The sequence below is a fragment of the Pontiella desulfatans genome (genome assembly GCF_900890425.1).
Lineage (GTDB): Bacteria > Verrucomicrobiota > Kiritimatiellia > Kiritimatiellales > Pontiellaceae > Pontiella > Pontiella desulfatans.
In genome coordinates, this window is record NZ_CAAHFG010000003.1 from 955918 (window position 1) to 978105 (window position 22188).

A 22188-nucleotide genomic window follows, 5' to 3' on the forward strand; every position below is an offset into this window, starting at 1 on the left:
GATTTGAATGCTGCCCGCAGGAGCTTTTCCGGGATTTTTGAAGTAGAGAATACGGATGCTTCGAGTCCGGCGGTAAAGCGATTGAAACTCTACCTTCAGTGTAGTAGGTTATCAGCTATGGAAATTAGGATTCCGATTTCAATTCCCCCCATCGTTTGCCGTGTTCAGCATGTGGCTCTGGTTACTGTTTTTGGAGGCGTTTTCCTTCAGGGTCATATTGCTTCTGCTGAACCGGTCGACCCATGCTATCCTTCGGAGCTGAAGGGGGCAAAAGAGGGGGCGGCTAGCCAGAGTCGCTTTCTGCCAAATCGTATCCGGCAACTGGAGGACGAGGAATGGCAGCTCCTGGACCGGATCTCCCGTCTTCCGCAGCACGACCCGAAACCGCTGCCTGATCATCTCGGCTACCATTCCATACCGAGGGAACCGGACGATCCAGAAGGGCTGAGCACTCATATCAGTGCGCAGTTTGAGTATGATCCAGGGCTTGGCGCGATCGCTTTGGCTCCGGCCTTTGTGCCGGGGGAAGCGGGGGGGTATTCATTTCCCCGTCGTTTCAAAATCGAGGTGATTGACCGGGGTGCACGATGGATCGGGGACAAGGCGGGTGCATATTATATTCCGTCTCCTCCCTACGAATGGACTGAAGTCGTTAACTGGATGGATGAGGACTTTCCGGATCCCGGTCCGTATCCCGTTTTTTTTGAAATCGGGAATCCCCGTGTGCATCAGCTCCGGATGACCCTGATGGATAAGGAGGCATCGACGTATAATGCTTTGGGCGAAATGTATCTGTTCCGGCAACCTGAAAACAGCGATCGTCTTGGAGATAACATGATGGCCTGGACGACGGTGCAGCTTACCGCGTCAAACGCCCTGTCTAAACCGCCGCTATGGGATGCAACATATCTGGCCGATGGGCTGGTCGGACTGGGTATGCCGTTAAGCGAAGAGTTGTCTGATGTCGGCGACTTTATGATTGCCTGGGGTGAAGAGGAACCTCAGGAGGAAGCTGTACAGATTATGTTGGATCTGGGTGAGGCCCAGCAGATTGGCCGCGTACAGCTTTGGCCGGCTGAAGCCCCTATGGGCATGGCCATCCCGCATTTCGGTTTTCCTGGAAAAGTGAGGGTGGAGCTCTCCGATGATCCGGAATTCAATAACGTCATCCTTGTTGAAGAAAGCACGCTTCACGAGCATCTGAATAAGGACAATTTGCTGAATATAATAACTCAGGGTAAAAAAGTGCGGTATCTTCGGCTGACTCTGAATGATTTCCCGAGTTATAAAGGGAAAACCATAATGGGGCTGGGCGAGGTCCGGGTTTCCGAGTTTGATGATGTATGGTCGATCAATTGCGCAGTAACCGCAACCGGTATGCCGGAGGGAAGTATAGCGCAATTGCCCCGCCTGGTCGATGGGTTCAGCCGGAGACGGCAGATTCTGCGGGAAGCGGAATGGATTAAGGGGTTGGCACAGCGCAGGCCACTTGACCGGCGCCTGACAGAGGTCCGGAAGGAACTGGATCTGGCCCGGGTTGCCTGGAACCGCTTTAAACTGCGTGCCAGTATATGGGGAGGCGGCCTGCTGTGCCTGGCACTTCTGGCGGCGATGGGATTACAACGCCTGCAGCGCCGGCATGTGCTTAAACGGTTGAAGCTCCGTATTACGCGGGATCTGCATGATGAAGTGGGAAGCAGCCTGGGTGGCATAACGCTGGCAGCCCGCCGGATGGAGGATGCCGGTGCAACCCAGAAGGATCTCACCGAACTCTCTCTTATGGCGCGTGAGGCATCGGCAGCCCTTAAAGATGTGGTATGGGTGCTGGACCAGTCCAGAATCCGGTTGCCGGAATTGTTGAAGAAACTGGCTGAACGGGCTGAGCGCGTACTGGTAGGCATGGAACTTGTCGTTTCCATGCCGGATACGTGCCCCGACCGGGAGGTGCCATTACCGTTTAAACGGCACCTGCTGATGTTTTTCAAGGAGGCGATTCATAACTGTTCCCGGCACTCAGAAGCCACCGAGGTGGAACTCGCCATTTTCGTTCGGGATGATATGCTGACTGTGCGTATACATGACAACGGAGTTGGATTTGATCCCGATGCCATACGGGATGGCTGGGGGGTCAACAGTATGGGGAAACGGGCGCAGGAACTTGGAGGCAGGATGGAGCTCATTTCAGAACCCGGTAAGGGGACAACGATACAGTTGTCTGTGCCGTTAAGTGCATTGCTGCATAAGACGGACCATACCTACAAAACCTCCAACTGAGGTTGCGTTGCACCCTCATTTGGAATAACGAATAACGAGTATCGAATTTTGACGTGTTGGAGGGCTGTGCTTCCTTTGGAAGTGAACAGACTCTGTTCCTTGTTCGATATTCTATAAGGGAGTGAGGTAGATGATACCGATTAATATTTGGCTGGTTGAAGATGACGCGAACTATCGCCGGAACCTGCGCATGTCGCTGGAGCTGGAAGAGCACATTACGGTGGAGCGGGTTTTTCCGTCCTGCATTGAGTTTTTCGAAGCGCTGGAAACGAATCAGGCACCTGATGTGGTGCTGATGGATCTGGGCCTGCCGGGTATGAGCGGACTGGACGCCATTCGTAAGTTATCCACTGAAGCTCCGGATCTGGCCGCAATGGTTCTTACTGTTTTCAAGGATAAACAAAAGGTGCTGGAGGCATTGGATGCCGGTGCTGCCGGATATCTGCTGAAGGAGTCTGAAGGGCCTGATATTGTTAAAGCGTTGCAGCAGGTCTTTATGGGCGGGTCCGCTTTAAGTCCAGCGGTTGCCAAGATTGTTGTTCAGGAGCTCCGCAAGCCGGCGCCCTCTGATGAATTCAACCTTTCCCAACGGGAAATCCAGGTGTTGGAAAAACTCGCAGATGGTCTGGCGGTTAAAGAAATCTCAGATGTGCTGAATATCAGTATCAGTACAGCGGGTTTTCACCTCTCCAATATTTATAAAAAACTACAGGTCCAGTCTCAGACCGGGGCCGTGGCCAAAGCGCTTCGTTCCGGCCTCATCTAAGGGTTCAGCTCTACCTAGAGAAATAACCAGTAGATGACTTCTCGAGTACATCGTATCTTACCTAGGTGCAAAATAAGGATTTTCCGAGGTAAGAAGAATGAACGTTTGGATTGTAGAAGATGATGCCGGATACCGCCGGAACCTACGGATGTCGCTTGAAATTGAAGAGGGCATCACGGTTCAGCGCGTCTTCCCATCATGCATTGAGCTGTTCGATGAACTTAAATCGGGCAATGTACCCGAAATGATTCTGATGGATTTAGGGCTGCCCGGAATGAGTGGGACAGAGGCCATTCGCCAGCTGACGCATATGGTCCCTGACGTTTCCGTTCTGGTATTGACGGTCTTTAAGGAAAAGGAAAAGGTCGAGACCGCTTTGGAGGCCGGTGCTGCAGGGTATCTGCTAAAGGAATCCGGCGGCCCGGAAATTATTAAGGGTCTGTGGGCTGTTTACGAAAGCCGTGTACCTGCCTGATTGATATGGGGTCAGAAATTATTCATTCGGATGAATGTCCGGAATCGTCTCTTTTCCAATGATTGGAAAAGTACACCTAAATTCAAGACGGGACTGTTGCCGGGCCGTAAAGCCGGAAGTCCAATGCTTGGAAAATAGCAATATTCCTGAACGTATAAGCGGCCTGCGCTACCTGAAGGCCGCAACGCGATCCAACCTGTCTAATCCACCAGTACATTTTAAAGAGGGACATGATACCTTATTTACTGGTGTGGAATAGGTACGTAATTAGGAGTACAGTTTGAAAGCGAACAGAAAAGGTTTTTTCGGCAGCCACGCAAAATCGAGCGCGGCGGTGGTGAGTCTGGCAATTCATGCGCTGCTGGTGGTGGTGGCCTTATCCTTTGTGGCGGTGACCGTTATCACGAAGGAAGAAAAAGCGTTTGAAGCCAAACCCGTGAATCGACCGAAAATGCAGCTCAAAAAACTGCAGGTTCCGGTTAATATCAAAAAGAAGTCCGTCAAAAAACCAAAGCTGCGCAAGCGAATTGTGGTTCAGCCGAAAATGAATCAGAATATGCCGGACATTAAGATGCCCGAAATTACCGGTGTGAAAGGCGGTCTGGGCGCCGGAGCCGTAGGGGGGTTAGGCGGTGGTGAAGGCCTGGGTTTCTCTATGCCCGAAATTGAGATTTTCGGGGTGAAGGGCAAGGGCGAAAAGATTTTTCTGATTCTCGATACCGGCAATCATATGCTCATCGATGAAATGGGCGGCATCCCGGCCTATAACATTATCAAGGATGAAATGGTCCGCATTGTCGAAGAGCTTCCGCCCACGGCGTTGTTTAATGTCTGTATCTTTCAGGGCGGGCAGGTGCAAACCCTTTTTCCGGCGCTGGTGGCCGCTACTGATTCGAATGCGGCAAAAACCAAGGCCTGGCTGGATCCGCTTAATGCCTCCGCCAATGCTGCGAAGTCGGGAAATTTCGGTATTCAAACGCTCGGTTCGGGGGGCGTGAACAAAAGCGGAAATTACCGCATCGGTAAATTTGCTGAACCTCTGAAAAAAGGCGGATCTATTTACGGAGATGAATGGAGTGGCGGACGAGTCTGGTATGATGCCGCCATGTGCGCCATGCAGCAACAGGCGGATACGGTATTCATCCTGAGTAACTCCTGGGGGCATCAGCGGGTGGCCTTGGAAAACGTTCCGACGATGGACGAGTGGAAAAAAACAACGTCCGCTGGAAAGAAGTGGGTTGAAAATGTGGAGAAAGGGCGGGCAAAGCTCGCTGAGGAAAATGCCCAGCGCAAAGCCGCAGGACAACCGCCGAAAGTGATTTCGGGTGGTGAATATGGAATCATCCGCACCTATTTTGATGGCACGCAGCGTCCGCCGGAGCCGGATTACTACTATTACAAACCAAAGGATTTTGCTCAGGCGTTTGTGATGATGAAAGATCAGTATCGGCCGAAGGACGTGCAGACGGCCAGCGGTCTTAAAAAGAAGAGTGGGAAGGTTGATTTCTCACTTAACGTGGTGCAATTCATTCGACAGGATGCTGGCTCGGATGAGCGTTCCTCGGCCAACTTCAGTCAGTTGACTCAAATCTGCAAAGGTCAGTATCAAACCGTTTCAGGCCTTGAAGAAATTCAAAGCTACGTCAAATAGGATGCGGCATCTTATTGTGGTAACCGATGCGTTAGGAAAAGTAGTTTCCTATAAAGCTTCCAGTGAAAACCTGTTTGAAAATATGGAAAACCTAAGAACAGTGCCCGTCGGTAAGTATTTTGATGAAGACTGCAACCGCTGCCAGCCCACCCGTTTGAAGTCGATATATTAGCCTTTTATGATTGGGTCGGAAGGCAATCTTAATCAAGGTCTGCCCTGCATAGGGAGAAACCGTAATGGGGTGCGCTACCTAGTACATAGAGGCCTAGAGACGTTTTGTTGAATCGTTTCAGAGCCTAGAGGTTTCGCCAGTAGATCTAAATCCTCATTCATTGCACTATCCCTTGTTATTTCGTGCACTAAGGCACGCGACAACGGTCTGTTTATAATCAGGATGTGCGCGATGAATAGTTGGAAAAAAGCAGGTTGTGTATCTGCAGTTTTAAGTCTGTTTCAGTCTGCAGACGCCCAAAGTGCTTTCCAACCCTACAATACGCAGGGCGATAACCTGATTCATGTGACCACCGCGGACTTTGATGAAGTCGGTTCAAAAGACTATGTCGTTGGCATGAGTATTGAGGGCAAAGTGATTTCTTTTCAACGACCGGATCTGATTGTGGATCCAAATTCCGCAACCAATCGGTTATGGGAATACCAGACGCCGTGTTCGTTTAACATTATGATCGATGCGGGGGAGGCGACTACCAATTATCCGGGGGATGAAATTCTGGTTCCGGGTACGGATGGTCATTTGAGAATCATTTCAGCATCGGGTTCGCTCCTTGCGGATTGGTCGGTCAGCGCGGGAGCACTGTACTGCGTGGATGCAGGCCAAACCTCGTCCGGCGAAATCCGAATCATCACCGGTGGTGTGGATGGGCAGATAACCATTCTGGATGAAAACGGAACCATTCTTTCAAACAACCGTCCGCCGTCCTGGGGTGTGATCCGGCGGGTGGTCGTGGGTAACTATGATGGCGTTGGGGGAGATGAAGTCATTGCGTTCTACGATAATAATGCATTTTCCGGCGGTAATTATTTTACCATCATTGATCTCGAAACGTTAACCGCACCGTCTTATTGGAACCCGGTCGAGCTGGTGGTTAACGATGTGCAGCAGTCCATGGGATGGACGGATAAACAGTTGCCGCACGCCTATGATATGGATGGCGACGGCGATGACGAACTCGTCGGGCATTGGGGCGTGCTGCATCCGGAAAACGGGGCCGGAACACAGGCATTATCGACCCTGCTCACAACGGGCGAGCGGCTGCGGTTCAAGGAGGAATATACGGATGTCTATATGGATACGGACACCGGAAAATATCTGCTTCAGCAGGGGATTCCCGGTGACTTCCGCAATTGGAGTGCCTGGCCGGGGCCGGAAATGCTCACGATCTATGGCGATGATCTCTATCTGGTGGACTATGACCTGACCGAAAGCGCCAACAACCGGTTCCGGGTAAAGGATTATGGCTATGCCCACACGCTCTATCATTTTACCGACGGGGCCCGACTGGAAAGTCGCTCCGGCGGTCTTGATAAAATAGTACTGGCCGGGCCGCCTAACGGCGACGACCATTTCTATGTGGTGGATTTGAATTCCAATGATTGGAAAAGTCAGGCCAAGACCATCGACGGTAACGGGGTGCTCGGAACGGTGCGGAACACACTGGATGATCTCGAAGCGGATATCACTGCGTTTGCCGGTGCCAAGGCCGAAGCCGGGGAGCCCATCTGGTACGTTGACTATTTTGCCGGCTACCTCGGTACCTGGGATAAAACCGATCCGGGGTTGGTTGCAGCGCGTGCCGATGAGGTGGTCGCCGCAATGGATGAGTGGACTGATGAGTTATTCGGAATCGGATACGAACCCCAGCGCATCTATTTAACCGCCAGTATCAGTCCGGCGGCGAATGGGACGACCGTGCAGCCCGCTGCCACTAACGGTCTGGAAAATGTCGCAGCCGCGCTGGCGCAGCGCGGGGCCCACTTCTGTCTGAACATCGGCAAAGGGCCCAATCTTTATATCAGTCCCGACCATTTGGCCGATATTTTCGAAGCCTCCATCCATAACGGACATTGCTACATGATGGCGCGCACCAAAGAGCTTTCCGAAGCGCATGACATCGATGTTTATAAACCGCATATGGATGCCGTAATCGCTCGCGCTTTCACACTGGGCGTTGCGCCGCCTAAGATCATGATCTGCACGAAAGGGGCCGTTTTTTCGATCATGACTCCGTCTCAGGCCTCTACCTATTTTCCCGCCTATAAAGATGTGTTTGTTCCGGGGGTTGAAAATTCGAACGTGAGTGATCTGGACTGGAGTTTTGCGGAGCGCGCCGGCCTGTGGCTCAACGGCGATGTGGAGAGCTGGGGCTGTAATTCGATCGGCGATAACCTGACGCCTAATCGGGTGACGGAATTCGGCGGGATGCGCAACGGGCATGTGGTGCTCCGGCATCTGCTCTCGCAATATGCTCTCGGTGCAGACGTCTATCGCATCACCTCGATTCAGGGAAAAATGAATCCACTTTATGAACGCGACGGAACCGGTCCGGAATACAGCAGCGCCTACCGGCAGGGCATCTTTAATTTCCTCAAGATGGTCGAAGCGGGGATTTACCCCAACACCCCGCACCGCAGTCAACTCAAGGGGGTTTCTCCCGTGGCGGCCGCATTGTATCAGCCTAATTATGCCCGGCTTCGGCAACTGACCTATAATCACAACTACAAAGATTACTCCGCGCCGACGCAGGATTATGTGATCAACCATCTGGCCTGCTGGGATGCGTATCGGGATGTGCCCGATGTCGACCTGACCGCCATCATGCTCAACAACCGGCGGCGCTGGGATAATCTGCTGCCCACTTCGCCCTGCGGCTTTGTGCCGGTGATTCCTTATGCGGACCGGGCTGAACTCGAAGCGAATGCCTGGTGCACACGCGCCTACCAGACCGACGGCGACCACTGGGACGAGTTCCAATCATTGGAAACCGCCCGCGATACGATTGTTGCTGAGCTCGTGGCTCAGCGAACCAATATGATGTTTTATGCGGACGGCGAATGCTTCTGGCAGGTGACGCAAAATCAGGCGGATCCCGATACCCTGTTCGTGGTGCTTATGGATTCAAATACCCTCACGCCCACGGATCGGACGGTTCAGTTCACCAAAGGAGCGGCGGCCGGAACCTGGCTGGTGTATGACCAGTTTGGCTCGCAGACGGAGCCACTGGCCACGCTCGTTGATTCCGGCGAGGGGGTATCGCTTGATATTCCCGCGGGGGGGCTCCGCTTGCTGATGCTTAAAAAACTGCAGCCTATTGCAGAATCCGTGCTCGGTATTGCGTGGGATGGAGAAGTGGAACCGGCTTTAGCAGTTTATGGCATCAATGGCGTCATTACACCGGGCGGGCAGGGCATTCGCGCGGCGGCGTCATCGACCGATGGAACCTTCGGCGGATATGCCGGCGCGTCTGCTGAAGTGAACGGTGCATACGAAGTGCGTGGTGTTGAACACAGCACCGCAAAGAGCCGGATCAGCGTGGCCGTTACCAATAATACGGGATCGACCATTCAGCTGGAATCGCTGGAGTTCGATGTTGGCCGCTGGTTCGATGATTCACCAACCAACGTTACCGTCAGCTATCTTTCAGGTGACCTCACGGTTACAAACAACACGTCACTGGCGACGGTCACTGTCAGCAATATCCTCGGTTGGGCGGCGGATTATGAAGATTTTTCGGTTGGATTAACCAACCTCTCCGATTCTACGCTGGCGCATGGAGAGCATGCCGTGTTCCGGTTGGAGGGTTCCGAAGCCAATGGCCAATACACCGGCGGCGGAATCGATAATGTGGGCATCGTTGTTTCCGGCTTCGCGAATTATGACGCATGGGCCGCGAGCTTCGGACTCTATGCTTCCAATGCCTGGAAAACCGCCGACCTCGAACCCGACGGCATGGACAACTGGACCGAATACATCTTCGGTGGCGATCCGAACAGTGATGATGCATCCAGCATTCTTCCAACCTCTGGAATTGTTCCAATCCTTGGAACCAACTGGCTGGAATATGTCTACTGCCGCCGAAACGATTATCAGACGCGAGGATTGAACTACACCGTTGAGGCCACAACGAATCTGGCATCAGGAACCTGGAGTGCGTCCGCTGTGATAGATGTCGGTTATGGTGCCGTTGATGCGGAAATGGATTCGGTCACCAACCGGGTTTTGACCGAAGAGCCGGAACAGTTCATTCGTCTAAAGGTTTCGGAATAAATACCCGGCGGGTCGTTACAGGAGAGTGACTGGAGGTTTCACCAGTAGCTTTTTCGAGTCTCCTGCTTCATAAATACTTTTTCCCTCCAGCTGTGCGGGTCGCACTGAGGTGGGATGGATACCTACTGAGGAATGGAAATGAGAGATGGTTTTTTGCTCTTACTGAGCGCTGTGATGTTGGGCGTAGCTGGAAACGCAATCGCGAATGATCAGCCGAATATCCTGTTTTTTGCGTTTGATGATCTGCGGCCGCTCGTCGGTGCGTATGGCGAGCCGGAACCGATTACGCCGCATCTTGATGCGCTGGCCAAAGAAGGGGTTCGGTTTAATCGCAACTATGTAGCCTATCCGCTGTGTAATCCATCGCGCGCGACGATGCTGAACGGGATTCGGTTTGATAACCAGCCCACCAATGGGAAATGGCCGAATCATGCGCAGATGGTCAGTGTGCAGCAAACGTGGCCGCGTGTACTGCGCGAGGCGGGATATTGGACGGCGGCGCGGGGTAAGGTGTATCACGGGAATGTCCCCGGGCCGGATAAGTCGGCATGGGATATCGCGGGGGGCAAAGGCGGCGCGAACGATAAGAAAATCGTCGCCGCTGTGGTGGAGACCGGCGGGCGCGAGGAGCACATTAAGCAATTCATGGAAACAAACCGTGGTCCGGCGGCACTGGCCTGGTTTTCGGTCGATGGCCCGGATAACCTCCTGAACGACGGCCAGACGGCTGATGACGTGATTTCCTACATTACAGAAGAACGCGATCCGGAAAAACCGTTCGCCATCGTCTGTGGCTTCCTTCGCCCGCATATGCCGTGGGCCGCGCCTACGACATATTTCGATATGTACCCGGAGGATGCCGGTCAGCTGGCCTATATTCCGGAGGGGGCTGAAAAAACGGTGGATGAAGAAGAGATTTCCCCAAAGAATCAGAATGAGGTTTGGAACGAAGGCGTTGATGATGCGACGGCGCAGAAGCTGATCCGCGGCTACATGGCCTGCACCTCCTACGTCGACGCGCAGATGGGAAGGGTGATTCAGACGCTGAAAGATGAAGGGCTCTACGAGAATACGATTATCGTGGTGTGGGGCGACCATGGCTATCATCTTACTGATCATGGCTTATGGCGTAAAAACACGGCCTATCATGTTTCCATGAGGTCGCCGCTCATGATCCGGGTTCCGGGCGGTCTTTCCGGTGCAACGGTGGATGCGGTGGTGGATAACACCGATCTGTATCCGACGCTGCTGGAGCTGACCGGTGTCGAGAAACCGGATGAGGTGCGTTTTCATGGCGACAGCCTCGTTCCGCTGCTGAAGAATCCAAAAGCGGAGTGGGACAACATTACCTATACCTGCGCAAAGGGCCGTTACGGTCTGGTGACGGATCGCTATCGCTTTACGGTTTCGGAAAATCGGGTATCTCTTTACGACCTGAAAAATGACCCGCATGAATGGAACAATCTGGCAACCCATCCGGAATACGCGGATCTCGTGAATGAGTTTAAGGCAAAACTTGATGCGGTGGCCTGGAATTCTCCGACTGGAGATCCGCTGAAAACGGCTACACCGGCACTGGCTAAGACCGAAAAGAAAAAGCCCGTAAAAGAATGGGACTGGTTTTCGGTGCTGGACATGGACAAAGATGGATCCGTAACCGAAGAGGAATGGTTGAAGCACGCAAAAGCCAAATCAAAAAAGAAGGGTAAGCCCTACAACGAGGCCCGCGAGAAAGAAACATTTTCCCAGCGGGATGCCAACGGGGATGGAGTACTTTCACGACCGGAACTTGAAACGTAGAGCTGTTCAGTTCGCCAGTTGTTTTCTGCAGAAAAATGCGCCATCTTATACCGATAATGGCAGGTGGTGAGCAGTGAACCTCAGGTGGACCAGTATTATTTTGTCGGGATGGATCGTAGGGATGACGATCCAGGCCGAAGCTGTTGATCCGCTAAACGCTGAGGCGTACCGTTTGATGCTGCATGCCGAGGGGGCTGATCGGCCTCGATGGCTTCCTACAAGGATACAGAGGTTGGAAGAGGAACAGCGCGAGTTGCTGGCGTTAATCTCTGCTCTTCCGCAATTTGATCCCGCCTTGGTTCCTAACCGTCTGGGGTATCATTCCGGCTACGCCAAGCAGGATGGAGAATTATCCTCGCACCAGTTAACCGTCCATTTTGTCAACCGACCCGTGTTAGCGGGCATTTCAATGGTTCCGGCGATGAATCCCAGGGATCGGCATGACAGCAACTATGCTTTTCCCCGTCGATTCAGGATCGAGGTCCTGGAATCGGAGCGAGGCGTTTGGTCTGAGCAGGAAAACCGGTTCGTGCAGGAAAACCTCAACTGGGTTGAGGTAGTGAACTGGATGGGGGAGGATTTTCCGGATCCCGGGCGATATCCCGTATTCTTCAGAATGCCGGACAGCAAAGTGGCGAAGATTCGTCTTACGGTTCCGGATGTTACTTCCGAGTTGGGCCATGCATTTTATGCCTTGAACGAATTATACCTGTTTCAAGGGGTGGATGGCCAGGTTGCCGATAATATGTCGGTTTGGGGATCCAGTTCCATTGAGCGGTTTGAGGTTTCGGATTCTTTTTCGCTGCAGCCGTTCTGGGATGTCGAATACCTGTATGACGGGCTGGCCGGCCTCGGGGTGCCTCTGAGTGAAGAGCGGGTAGAGGAGGGGCAGGATTTTTTGGTTCGTTTTGGAGAAGAAGCATCTGAACCGGTTCAGATTGTCCTGGATCTGGGGACCGTAAAACAGGTTGGTCGTGTGGAGTTCTGGCCTACGGAAGCTCCGGACCGCATTGTGGCCCCGCTTTATGCTTTTCCCGGAACCATTCTGGTGGAGCTTTCCGATGATCCGGATTTTAAACGTGTAAAACGTATTCTGGTTGATGACGCCCGGGCGCAGATGTATCACAACAATATTCTGCGCATCATGTGCGATGCCTATGACGCCCGCTATATCCGGTTTACGATTGATGCGCTGCGGGAAGATCATGGGCAGCGCGTTCTGGGCATCGGTGAAATCTCGGTTTCGGAGCATGGGCAGGTATTTTCTGAAGGATGTGAAATTTCTGCATCGGGAATTCCTGAGCATCATCTTCATACGCTGCCCCGGTTGGTGGATGGCAACTGCAGGGGACGTCGGATTTTATCCGAGACCGAATGGATTATGGGGTTGGCGCAGCGCAGGCCGCTGGATCGCCGCCTGAATGAGGTGAATCAGGAGCTGCGTTCCTCGAGGGAAGCCTGGCGGAGTCATCAGTTGCGCTTGAGCATCTGGGGCGGCAGTCTGCTTTGTGTGGGGTTGCTGGTTGCCATGGGGTTGCAGCGGTTGCAGCGCCGGCGCATCCTTAAAGGGCTGAAGGTGCGGATTACCCGCGATCTTCATGATGAAGTGGGCAGCAGTCTTGGAGGCCTTTCATTAACGTCCGGCGGGCTGGCGAACATGACGGAGGATGCAAAGATGAAGTCCGCTTTGGATGACTTATCCCTAATGGCGCGAGAGGCCGCATCATCCTTGCGCGAAGTGGTATGGGTGACGGATCAGGATGTCATCCGCCTACCGGCACTCATTGAAAAAATGCAGGAACGGGCGGAGCGGATCTTAAGCGGTGTCGATGTGGTATGTGATATCCATCCTGATTTGCCCGACCTTGAGGTTTCCCTCAGCTGTAAACGGCATCTGATTATGTTTTTCCGGGAGGCGGTTCATAACTGTGCACGCCATGCCGGGGCAGGACGGGTCATGATGTCGGTCGGTATGGATTCGGAACGGATGCTGGAGATTTGTCTGGAAGATGACGGCTGCGGGTTTGACGTCCGGAAACAAAAGCGGGGATGGGGCGTGGACAGCATGCGACAACGGGCAGAGGAACTGAGTGGCGTGTTGAATATTAATTCAACGCCCGGTAAAGGGACCCGAATCTGCTTAATCCTTCCGTTAACGTCGCTGCAGCGGGAACCGACCAAGGCGTATAATACGTCAAACTGAATGGATATGAAGCGAGGAAAAATATGATACCGATGACGGTTTGGGTAGTTGAGGATGATAGCGTGTATCGTCGTTCGCTGGAGGGCATGTTTGAGCGCAGGGAGAAGATTACCTGTGCGCACACCTTTCCTTCCTGCATAGAATTTCTTGAAGCCGTAGAGCAGGAACCGCACCCGGATATTGTACTTATGGATTTAGGGCTCCCGAAGATGAGCGGCATTGAAGGCATTAAGCGGTTGAAAAAACGGGCCCCTGAAATCACCGTGCTGGTTCTGACCACCTTCAAAGAAAAAGAAGCCGTATTGGAGGCGCTGGAAAACGGTGCGGCCGGATATCTGCTGAAGACTGCGACTGAGGATGAGATCATCAATGGGATTCGTGACATCTTTATGGGGCAGTCTGTCTTGAGTCCGTCAGTCGCCAGGATCGTGCTCGAAGAGATACGGCGTCCGGCTCCCGAGGAGGCCTTCAACCTTTCTGACCGGGAAATTGAAGTGCTCGAACATCTGGCAGAAGATCTAGCTCCAAAGGAAATTGCCGCTAGACTGGATATTACGGTCCGTACGGCACGCTTTCACCTATCCAATATCTACGAGAAGCTACAAGTCTCCTCTCAAACGGGAGCGGTGGCCAAAGCGCTGCGAAGCGGAATCATCTGATGGCTCACCTGTTCAGTTAACCAGTAGTTCAAAACGGTTGTTCTCAGTAAAGTGGATGTTCTCAGTATAAAAGGGGACATCCGTTTATGTTCCCTATGAAATCAAGGGATTACAGAAATGAAAAAGGTTTTTTTGAGTGCGACTTGTTTGCTTCTGACGGCTGTTGGCAGTCAGGCATCGGATGAGATGCGGATGTGGTATAAACAACCGGCTCCGCAATGGGATCATGGTATTCCGATTGGCAACGGGCGTTTGGGCGCGATGATCTTTGGCGGTGTGGCAGACGAACGGATCGTGCTCAACGAGGAGAGTGTCTGGAGCCGAAATGGCGAATATGCCGATAAGGTGGGCGGCCATGCGCATATCGATGAAATCCGACAGTTACTCTTTGCCGGCCGCTTCGCTGATGCTGAAAAACTGATCAGCGAGAAACTCCTGGGCAAACGGCTGCCAGCCGGAACCAACTGCTATCAAGCGCTCGCGGATCTGAATATTCATTTTCCGGATCTGGGAAAAGCGGATCATTATCAACGCGAGTTGGATCTTGAAACCGCGATCACTCGCGTGACGTTTCAGTCCGGTGACTGGAAAAATCGTGCAGAATACACGCGCGAGATGTTCGCGTCGGCTGTTGATGAGGCAATCTATATCCGCCTCTCGGCGGATAAACCTGGAATGCTCAATTGCGAGCTGTCGCTGTCCCGTCCGGGCGGGGCGCCGTCGATCACGGCCGAAGGCGCTGAGATTCATCTATACGAACACGTAGGCAATGGAGTGAAAGCACATGGCCGGTTGCGGGTGCTCAATGCGGGCGGATCCATTCAGCAGGTTGACGGCGGTATCCACGTGGAAAAGGCCGATTCGGTGCTGCTGGTGATTACCGGCGCGACCGATTATGCCGGCGGGGATCCTTCCGAGCTGACTGCTCAGCAGCTTAACGACGCTTCGGCGCGCTCTTTTGACAAGGCCTTTACTGACCATGTAGCTGAATATCAGCGTTTCTATAATCGCTTCAGTATTGACCTGGGCGAAACCGAAGCCGCGAAGTTTGCGACCGATGAACGAATCGACGCCATCAAACGCGGTTCTAACGATCCTGCTCTCATGGTGTTGTATACGCAGTTCGCGCGCTACCTGCTCATCAGCAGCTCGCGCCCAGGAACAATGCCGGCCAACCTGCAGGGCATCTGGGTCGATGGAGTCAACCCGCCGTGGAACTCGGACTATCACGTCAATATCAACATGCAGATGAACTATTGGACCGCGGAGATTTTAAATCTCGCAGATTGCCACGATCCGTTTTTAACCTTTTCGGAACGGCTGCTGCCTAATGGACATAAAACCGCTGCGGAAATGTATGGATGCGGCGGCTTTGCCGCACACCACACAACCGATGCCTGGCTGTTTACCACCGGCTTCGGTAAACCGAATTACGGCATGTGGCCGATGGCCGGGGGCTGGGTTGGATCCCATTTCTGGGAACACTATCTTCATGGCGGCGATGAAACTTTCCTGCGGGAACGGGGCTATCCCTTTATGAAGGCGGCGGCCCTGTTTTACCTCGATTATCTCTGTGTGCATCCGGATACCGGCAAATTGGTGTCGGGGCCATCGATCTCGCCGGAAAACCGCTTCATTGCTCCGGACGGCTACCACGCAGCGGTCTGCATGGGTCCGGCTATGGACCATCAGATTATCCATGAAAATTTCACCGCCTGTATAGAGGCCGCAACCCTGCTGGGCATGGATGAGGACTTCCGAGCGGAGCTTACTGAGGCCCTTGCACGCCTTGCTCCTGTTGAAATCGGAGAAGACGGTCGTATTCTGGAATGGACCGACGGCGTAAAGGAGGTGTCGCCGGGGCACCGTCACATCTCGCATCTCTTCGGGCTGCATCCGGGGCGTCAATACACGTGGCAGCAGACGCCGGATATGATGCAGGCTGCAGTGAAAGTGCTGGAAACGCGGTTGGCTTCCGGCGGCGGCCATACGGGGTGGAGCCGTTCGTGGATTATTAATTTTTATGCCCGGCTGCTGGACGGAAATACGGCCCATGAAAACCTGATGCTGCTCTTCAGGAAATCGATGATGCCGTCCATGCTCGACAGCCATCCGCCGTTCCAGATTGACGGAAATTTCGGCGGAGCGGCCGGTATCGCGGAAATGCTGGTTCAATCGCACGCCGGCGAACTCCACCTGTTGCCGGCACTGCCGGATGCTTGGCCGAAAGGGAACGTGAAAGGGCTGCGCGTCCGTGGTGGTTTTACGGTGGATCTCAGCTGGGACAACGGACAGTTGGTCGAGGCCGTCATCCATCCGGGCTTCCAGGAAACGGCCACTATGCGTTACGGCGACCGCGTAAAATTGATTTCACCGAAATCCGGCGGTGCGGTCACGATGACCGCTGCCTGCTTTAAAGAGCGGTAATATGATGAGGCATGTAACTTTAGAGTCTGGAGGGACGCTGTCCTCAGCGTCCGCGGGCATTGGGGACAATGCCCCTCCACAGCGAGGAAATACCCCACCTCAGCGTAGAAGTGTTATAGCACTTGTTGTCGCCGTGATTTTCGTGGGCGGAATTCCGGCTATGGGGGAAGAACAGCCCGACTGGCAGAACGCTGCGGTTATCGGAATCAACAAGGAACCGCCTCATGCCACCTTCGGGGTGTTCGGTTCGGTGGACGATGCACTTAAACGCGCACGGCATGAGTCGGAATTTGTCCAGTCGCTGAACGGTATGTGGAAATTCCACTGGGTGAAAGCTGCGGGCGACCGCCCCCTGGACTTTATGCAGCCTGAAGCGGATGTTTCAGGCTGGGACGAGATTGAGGTGCCCTCGAACTGGCAGATGAAGGGCTACGGGGTTCCGATCTACGTGAACCAGCCCATGGCCTTCCCGAACAACCCTCCCTTTATTCCGGCGGACTACAGCCCGGTCGGCTCTTATCGGCGTTCATTCAACCTTCCGGAACACTGGGCCGGCCGGGAAACCTTTATTCATTTCGACGGGGTGAAGTCGGCTTTTTATATCTGGTTGAACGGCGAACGTGTCGGTTACAGCCAGGGCAGTATGACGCCCGCTGAATTTAATCTCAGTCCCTTCCTCAAAGAGGGGGAAAACACGCTGGCGGTCGAGGTGTACCGCTGGTCCGACGGCAGCTATCTGGAGGATCAGGATACGTGGGATCTGAGCGGTATTTACCGCGATGTCTATCTTTTCTCCAAGCCGAAGATCCATATCCGCGATATCCATGCGGTTACCCGGCTGGATGACCGCTATGAAAATGCCGTGCTCGATGTGACGGCGGATGTGCGAAATTTGTCCGAAGCCGCGATGCCTGCCGGTGAGGTGGTTTGTGATCTGTATGACAGCCGCGATGCCAAAACCGTTATTGCTTCCGGAAGGATTGTTGCGAACGAGGAAGCCCGCTTGAATCTTCAGTTGGCGATCGATAAGCCCCTGAAATGGAGCGCGGAAACACCGCACCTCTACAAGCTGGCTGTATCGCTCCGGCTTGAAAATGAAGTGGTGGAGGCAACGTGCATTAACATCGGCTTCAAACGGGTGGAGGTGGTCGGCAACCAGTTCCTGGTGAACGGAAAGCCGATCTATCTTAAAGGCGTGAACCGTCCGGAGATGGATCCGCGGCGGGGCAATGCGTTAACGCGGGAGCGCATGCTCGAGGATGTCCTGTTGATGAAGCGGTTCAATATTAATGCCGTGCGCACCTCGCACTATCCCAGCCACCCGTACTTTATGGACCTCTGCGACGAATACGGCCTGTATGTTTATGACGAGGCCAATGTGGAGTCGCATGAAAACCGGGTCGTCAGCGGCCCATGGGAATGCGCGGTCAGCCCGCTGCCCGGCGATGATCCTGTGTGGGGCGACCAGGTGGTCGATCGTGTGGAGCGTATGGTGCACCGCGACAAAAACCGCGCGGCGGTTGTGATCTGGTCGCTGGGCAATGAGTGCGGAGCGGGGAATGCATTCATCCGTGCACGCGACCGGATTCGTGAGATCTCGCCCGACCGGCCGGTGATCTACCACGACATGCGGTTCCATCCCGATGAGAAAGACGGCGGGTACCTGTTTGATATTCTGGACGACGGGTACGTGGAAGCGGACGAGTTGGAAAGGGCCTATGCCGGACCGGACAGTTTTAAGACCACAAAGTGGAAACGGTTTTTCCCGTATGAGGAGTTTATTGCCCGCCCCAATATTTTTAACGAGTACGCCCATGCCATGGGTAATAGCGTCGGTAATTTTTCCGACCTTTGGAAAGTGATCGAAAAATATCCCGCGTTGCAGGGTGGTTTTATCTGGGACTGGGCGGATCAGGCCATTGTCAATCACACGGATGATGGCCGAGAATACTTTGCCTATGGGGGCGATTTCGGTCCCGTTACCATCCACACGAAACAGAAGGGTCATGAGCACTATGTAGGTAATTTTCTGGTGAACGGGCTGGTGCTGCCGGACCGACGCCCGAGCCCGGCTTTGCGGGAAGTGAAGAAGGTGCACCAGAACATCGGCGTGACCGCATTAGATGCCGCCGCCGGACGGTTCCTGGTGAAGAATAAATATTTTTTTCAAAGTTTGGAAACATTCGACGCGGTATGGCAGTTGACCGAAGACGGGGTTCCGGTCGCGGACGGATCACTTGATCTGCCGGAAATTGCGCCGCAGCAAGCGGCCGCGATCGAGGTTCCTCTGAAGGATTATGTGAAGCGGCCCGACCGGGAATATTTTGTGAAGCTTTCTTTCCGGCTGAAAGATGACGTTTCCTGGGCTGAAAAAGGGCATGAAGTGGCCTGGGATCAGTTCCTTGTTTCAGCAAAACAGCCGCCGGCGACAGTTTCCGCTGCTGATCAGCCCGTATCGGTGAGCTCTGAAGACGACTGCTTTGTGATTTCAGCGGGTAACGTACGAGCTGAAATCTGCCGGGAGAGCGGTTTTCTTTCTTCCTATGCTGTGAATGGATCGGAGCTGCTAAAAGGGAAGTTAAAGCCCAACTTCTGGCGGGCACCAACTGATAATGATACCCATATCAGACCGGGATTCTGGGGGGCTTGGCGCGAAGCGACCGAAAACATTCAGTTGGTCTCGCTCATTCCCGAAGAGCAGGGCGGCACAACGCGCAGCATCGAAGCGCGGTTCCGGCTGCCGGAGGTGGAGTCCGAATACACGTTGACTTATTCTTTTGCCGGCGACGGTTCCGTGCGGGTGGCCTGGAAGCTGGAAACACCAGAGCCGAAAAAGCAGGGTGTGATTCCGCGGCTGGGCATGTCTTTCAAACTGGACGGAATGTTGGACCAGGTGGCCTGGTATGGGCGCGGACCCCATGAGAACTATCTGGATCGCAAGGACGGTGCGGAGATCGGTCTGTTCCGGAATTCGGTAGACGGGCTTCATCACCCCTATGTCACCCCGCAGGAAAACGGCAACCGTGCGGATGTGCGCTGGGTGGCGTTTACTGGGAACGACGGGCGCGGCATCAGACTCTCCGGACCCGCGGGTTTGAATTTCAGCGCGGGAAATTATTCCCAGGAGGATCTGGCCCGCGCAAAACACGGGCACGAGCTGCCGGACCGCGACTTCATCGCCGTCAACGTGGATAAACAGCAGAGCGGTCTGGGAGGAACCAACAGCTGGGGCGGAAAACCGCTGGAGCGCTACCGCCTCCTGCCCGGTACCCATTCGTTTGAGTTCATTCTGGCGCCGTTCATTTCAGCCACCGGCAACGCCGCAGTGGCGCGTTCGGACGGGAGCTGAGTATCTGTTGCAGGTTGGGTATCGAAGGCTTTCGCCTGCCTTGTCCAAAAAACAAACAATAATCCTGCATGCTGTGGGGCAGGCTGTTTGTTTCCTTCATTTCCATCCTTCGGATGGCCGATTTTGGCCTCATCACGAAAGTGCGTCTTGAAAGTCAGATAACGTTGCTTCGACTGCCTTTGCCCACAGATCGATCACTAACAAGCCATCATTTTTACACCGCTCCGCGCTGTCGCTAATCGCTCAAAAATGACAGCTCTGACATTTTCCATTTAAAAAGTCTTTATGATTAGGTGTCCAGCTGTATTCTTATGAACCGATGAATGATTTTCTATTTAAAGACGAGGGGTATCAACTGATCGGTGCAGCTTTGGAAGTGTATAATGAGCAGGGGCATCATCTTTCGGAGGACATTTATCAGGCTTCCCTGGAAGCTGAACTTCAGCGTCGAAAAATCCCCTATGATCCTCAGTTCCGGTTGGATGTTTATTACAAAGGGTTCAAACTGAAACCATACTTTATTCCAGACCTCTTCGTTTTTGATGAAATCATTGTTGAGCTGAAGGCTGTAAAACAATTAATTCCTGAGCATGAATCACAATTGCTTAACTATCTGGCCATCACCGGCAAAAAAGTTGGCTATCTCATAAACTTTGGCCACAAAGGCACACTGGAATGGAAACGTCTCGTACTTTGAGGCAGAAATTTAAGCGATTAGCGACGCGGCGCAGCCGGGATAAATTTCTGTCGCCCATTCGTGTCGGATCTGTGGGCAAAACAACCCTATTCTGAATAGTCTAATCCAGTGCCGGAACGCACTTCCGTGAAGAACCCGATTTTGCGGCATCTGCTGCAGTTTTAAAGCATCGAGGTTTCAGCTTTCAAATCTTGCATCTACAGTAAACTAGGCCGTTCCCGAATCTAGGATCATGGGGTAATGTTGCCGGTTTCCAAGGTGAGGCGTGGAATATAGGGGCCAGAATATCAGTTTCTGTTCGGGCAGTTCTTCGTAGGGGCCATCACGCAAAACCCAGCCTTGTTCGCAGTTGGGGTATGTTTTCAGGCAGAGGTGCAGGCTTTTCAGGCGACCAGACGGCCCCGATTTGACCTCAACCGGATAAATCCGTCCGTCGCGGACCGCCAGATAGTCCACTTCTGCATTGGCGCTGCGGGCTGTTCTTGACCAATAATGAAGATTTTCACCGTGCCAGGCCAGTAGCTCTTGCGCAACAAACTGTTCCGCAAGTTGTCCGTTGTAGACCGACAGAAGGTTTTCCTTTCCCACGGCGGCAGAGGGGGGGATGCCGCATAAATGCTGCATGATGCCGATGTCCAGCATGGCGGCCTTAAACCGTTTTCCGCCATCCGCGCCCAGGGGCAGACCGGACGGGTTTGCCGAAGCAACCCGCTGCATCAGCTTTGCCTTGCAGAGCAGGTCGAATGCCTTGTGGTTTGTTTTCCCCGTGGCATGTTCATAAAGGCGGGTGTAAAGGATCTGCTGCCCGACGGTTTTGGCCGCGGTCGCAAAAACCGTGTCCAGACATGTGTAATCGACGGATGGGCGGTATTTTGCAAAATCTTCCCGGTAGGATGTAATAATTTCGGAGTGCACTTCGTAGGCCTCCAGCAAGGAGCCGGATTCCCGATATGCCGCAACGGCTTCCGGCATCCCGCCGACAAAAAAATAGTTTCGCAGTTGCTCATGGATGGCGGTGACAATTTCGGCCGGGTGGCCGCATGGAGGTTCCAGTAATTTTTCCGCCATAACCTCTTTGCCAATGGCCAGCAGAAATTCATAGAACGTCATCGGCTGAAGGTGAAGATATTGCACCCGGCCGACAGGAACTGAAATTTCTCCAAAGGCGAATTCAAGCATTGAACCCGCGGCCACCACATGCAGTTCCGGCATTTGTTCGTAGAAATAGCGCAAGGCGGTGATGGCCCGCGGACAGCTCTGGATTTCGTCGATAAACAAGAGTGTTTTTCCGGGAATAATCCGGCCCGCGCTCGCTTCGATTACATTCAGCATGACCTCCGGACTGAGTTCTCCCGAGAACGCTCCATGGTAGTGCGGCTGGCTTTCCAGATTGATTTTGACGTAACGGTCAAACTGCTTTGCCAGACAATTTTCAACCAGCCAGGTTTTCCCGACCTGTCGGGCTCCCCGGATAATCAATGGTTTCCGTCGGGCTGAATTCGCCCACTTTATAATTTTTTCTTCGGCGATCCGCTTCATCGTCAACCTCCGGATACAGATAATGCCTGTAAATTATAGGATCAATCCCGAATGTCAATGGTAATA

At 53.4% G+C, this 22188-nt stretch carries 12 protein-coding genes; 11 read left to right on the forward strand and 1 reads right to left on the reverse strand.

The window, feature by feature from the left end:
- The first annotated feature begins 3 nt into the window (after nucleotides 1-3).
- From E9954_RS24610 to E9954_RS24660, 11 genes are all read left to right on the forward strand, one after another.
- Nucleotides 4-2274 (forward strand): sensor histidine kinase, encoded by a 2271-nt coding sequence (locus E9954_RS24610; protein WP_136081920.1) that lies wholly within the window; start codon nucleotides 4-6, stop codon nucleotides 2272-2274.
- A 130-nt stretch (nucleotides 2275-2404) separates the two neighbouring features.
- Nucleotides 2405-3040: a response regulator gene (locus E9954_RS24615; RefSeq protein ID WP_136081921.1), complete on the forward strand. Its 636-nt coding sequence runs from the start codon at nucleotides 2405-2407 to the stop codon at nucleotides 3038-3040.
- Between the two features lie 97 nt (nucleotides 3041-3137).
- The gene (locus tag E9954_RS24620; protein ID WP_136081922.1) at nucleotides 3138-3515 is read left to right on the forward strand and encodes a response regulator; all 378 of its coding nucleotides are present in this window, start codon (nucleotides 3138-3140) and stop codon (nucleotides 3513-3515) included.
- A gap of 280 nt (nucleotides 3516-3795) precedes the next feature.
- Nucleotides 3796-5166 (forward strand): vWA domain-containing protein, encoded by a 1371-nt coding sequence (locus E9954_RS24625; protein ID WP_136081923.1) that lies wholly within the window; start codon nucleotides 3796-3798, stop codon nucleotides 5164-5166.
- Nucleotides 5167-5569: 403 nt separating this feature from the next.
- Entirely contained in the window at nucleotides 5570-9448 is a 3879-nt protein-coding gene (locus E9954_RS24630) for a hypothetical protein (protein WP_136081924.1), read from the forward strand.
- 138 nt (nucleotides 9449-9586) lie between these two features.
- The gene (locus tag E9954_RS24635; protein WP_168442578.1) at nucleotides 9587-11248 is read left to right on the forward strand and encodes a sulfatase-like hydrolase/transferase; all 1662 of its coding nucleotides are present in this window, start codon (nucleotides 9587-9589) and stop codon (nucleotides 11246-11248) included.
- Between the two features lie 73 nt (nucleotides 11249-11321).
- Nucleotides 11322-13451 carry a sensor histidine kinase gene (locus E9954_RS24640; protein ID WP_136081926.1) on the forward strand — a complete coding sequence of 710 codons (2130 nt, stop codon included), beginning with the start codon at nucleotides 11322-11324 and terminating at the stop codon, nucleotides 13449-13451.
- 23 nt (nucleotides 13452-13474) lie between these two features.
- Nucleotides 13475-14110, forward strand: a complete 636-nt coding sequence (locus E9954_RS24645; protein ID WP_136081927.1) for a response regulator transcription factor — start codon at nucleotides 13475-13477, stop codon at nucleotides 14108-14110.
- Between the two features lie 192 nt (nucleotides 14111-14302).
- Nucleotides 14303-16537: a glycoside hydrolase family 95 protein gene (locus tag E9954_RS24650; protein WP_168442579.1), complete on the forward strand. Its 2235-nt coding sequence runs from the start codon at nucleotides 14303-14305 to the stop codon at nucleotides 16535-16537.
- 160 nt (nucleotides 16538-16697) lie between these two features.
- Entirely contained in the window at nucleotides 16698-19886 is a 3189-nt protein-coding gene (locus E9954_RS24655) for a glycoside hydrolase family 2 TIM barrel-domain containing protein (protein WP_168442580.1), read from the forward strand.
- Nucleotides 19887-20205: 319 nt separating this feature from the next.
- Entirely contained in the window at nucleotides 20206-20583 is a 378-nt protein-coding gene (locus E9954_RS24660; protein WP_136081930.1) for a GxxExxY protein, read from the forward strand.
- 207 nt (nucleotides 20584-20790) lie between these two features.
- Here the strand turns inward: E9954_RS24660 and E9954_RS24665 are convergent, their stop codons facing one another.
- Nucleotides 20791-22122: an ATP-binding protein gene (locus tag E9954_RS24665; protein WP_136081931.1), complete on the reverse strand. Its 1332-nt coding sequence runs from the start codon at nucleotides 22120-22122 to the stop codon at nucleotides 20791-20793.
- Between the last annotated feature and the right edge of the window lie 66 nt (nucleotides 22123-22188).

Excerpts from the sequence above, each read along its gene's own strand:
- E9954_RS24630 (WP_136081924.1), top strand. The coding sequence starts at position 5,570 with ATGAATAGTTGGAAAAAAGCAGGTTGTGTATCTGCAGTTTTAAGTCTG.
- E9954_RS24635 (WP_168442578.1), top strand. The coding sequence starts at position 9,587 with ATGAGAGATGGTTTTTTGCTCTTACTGAGCGCTGTGATGTTGGGCGTA.
- E9954_RS24615 (WP_136081921.1), top strand. The coding sequence starts at position 2,405 with ATGATACCGATTAATATTTGGCTGGTTGAAGATGACGCGAACTATCGC.
- E9954_RS24650 (WP_168442579.1), top strand. The coding sequence starts at position 14,303 with ATGTGGTATAAACAACCGGCTCCGCAATGGGATCATGGTATTCCGATT.
- E9954_RS24665 (WP_136081931.1), bottom strand. The coding sequence starts at position 22,122 with ATGAAGCGGATCGCCGAAGAAAAAATTATAAAGTGGGCGAATTCAGCC.
- E9954_RS24655 (WP_168442580.1), top strand. The coding sequence starts at position 16,698 with ATGGGGGAAGAACAGCCCGACTGGCAGAACGCTGCGGTTATCGGAATC.
- E9954_RS24645 (WP_136081927.1), top strand. The coding sequence starts at position 13,475 with ATGATACCGATGACGGTTTGGGTAGTTGAGGATGATAGCGTGTATCGT.
- E9954_RS24660 (WP_136081930.1), top strand. The coding sequence starts at position 20,206 with ATGAATGATTTTCTATTTAAAGACGAGGGGTATCAACTGATCGGTGCA.
- E9954_RS24620 (WP_136081922.1), top strand. The coding sequence starts at position 3,138 with ATGAACGTTTGGATTGTAGAAGATGATGCCGGATACCGCCGGAACCTA.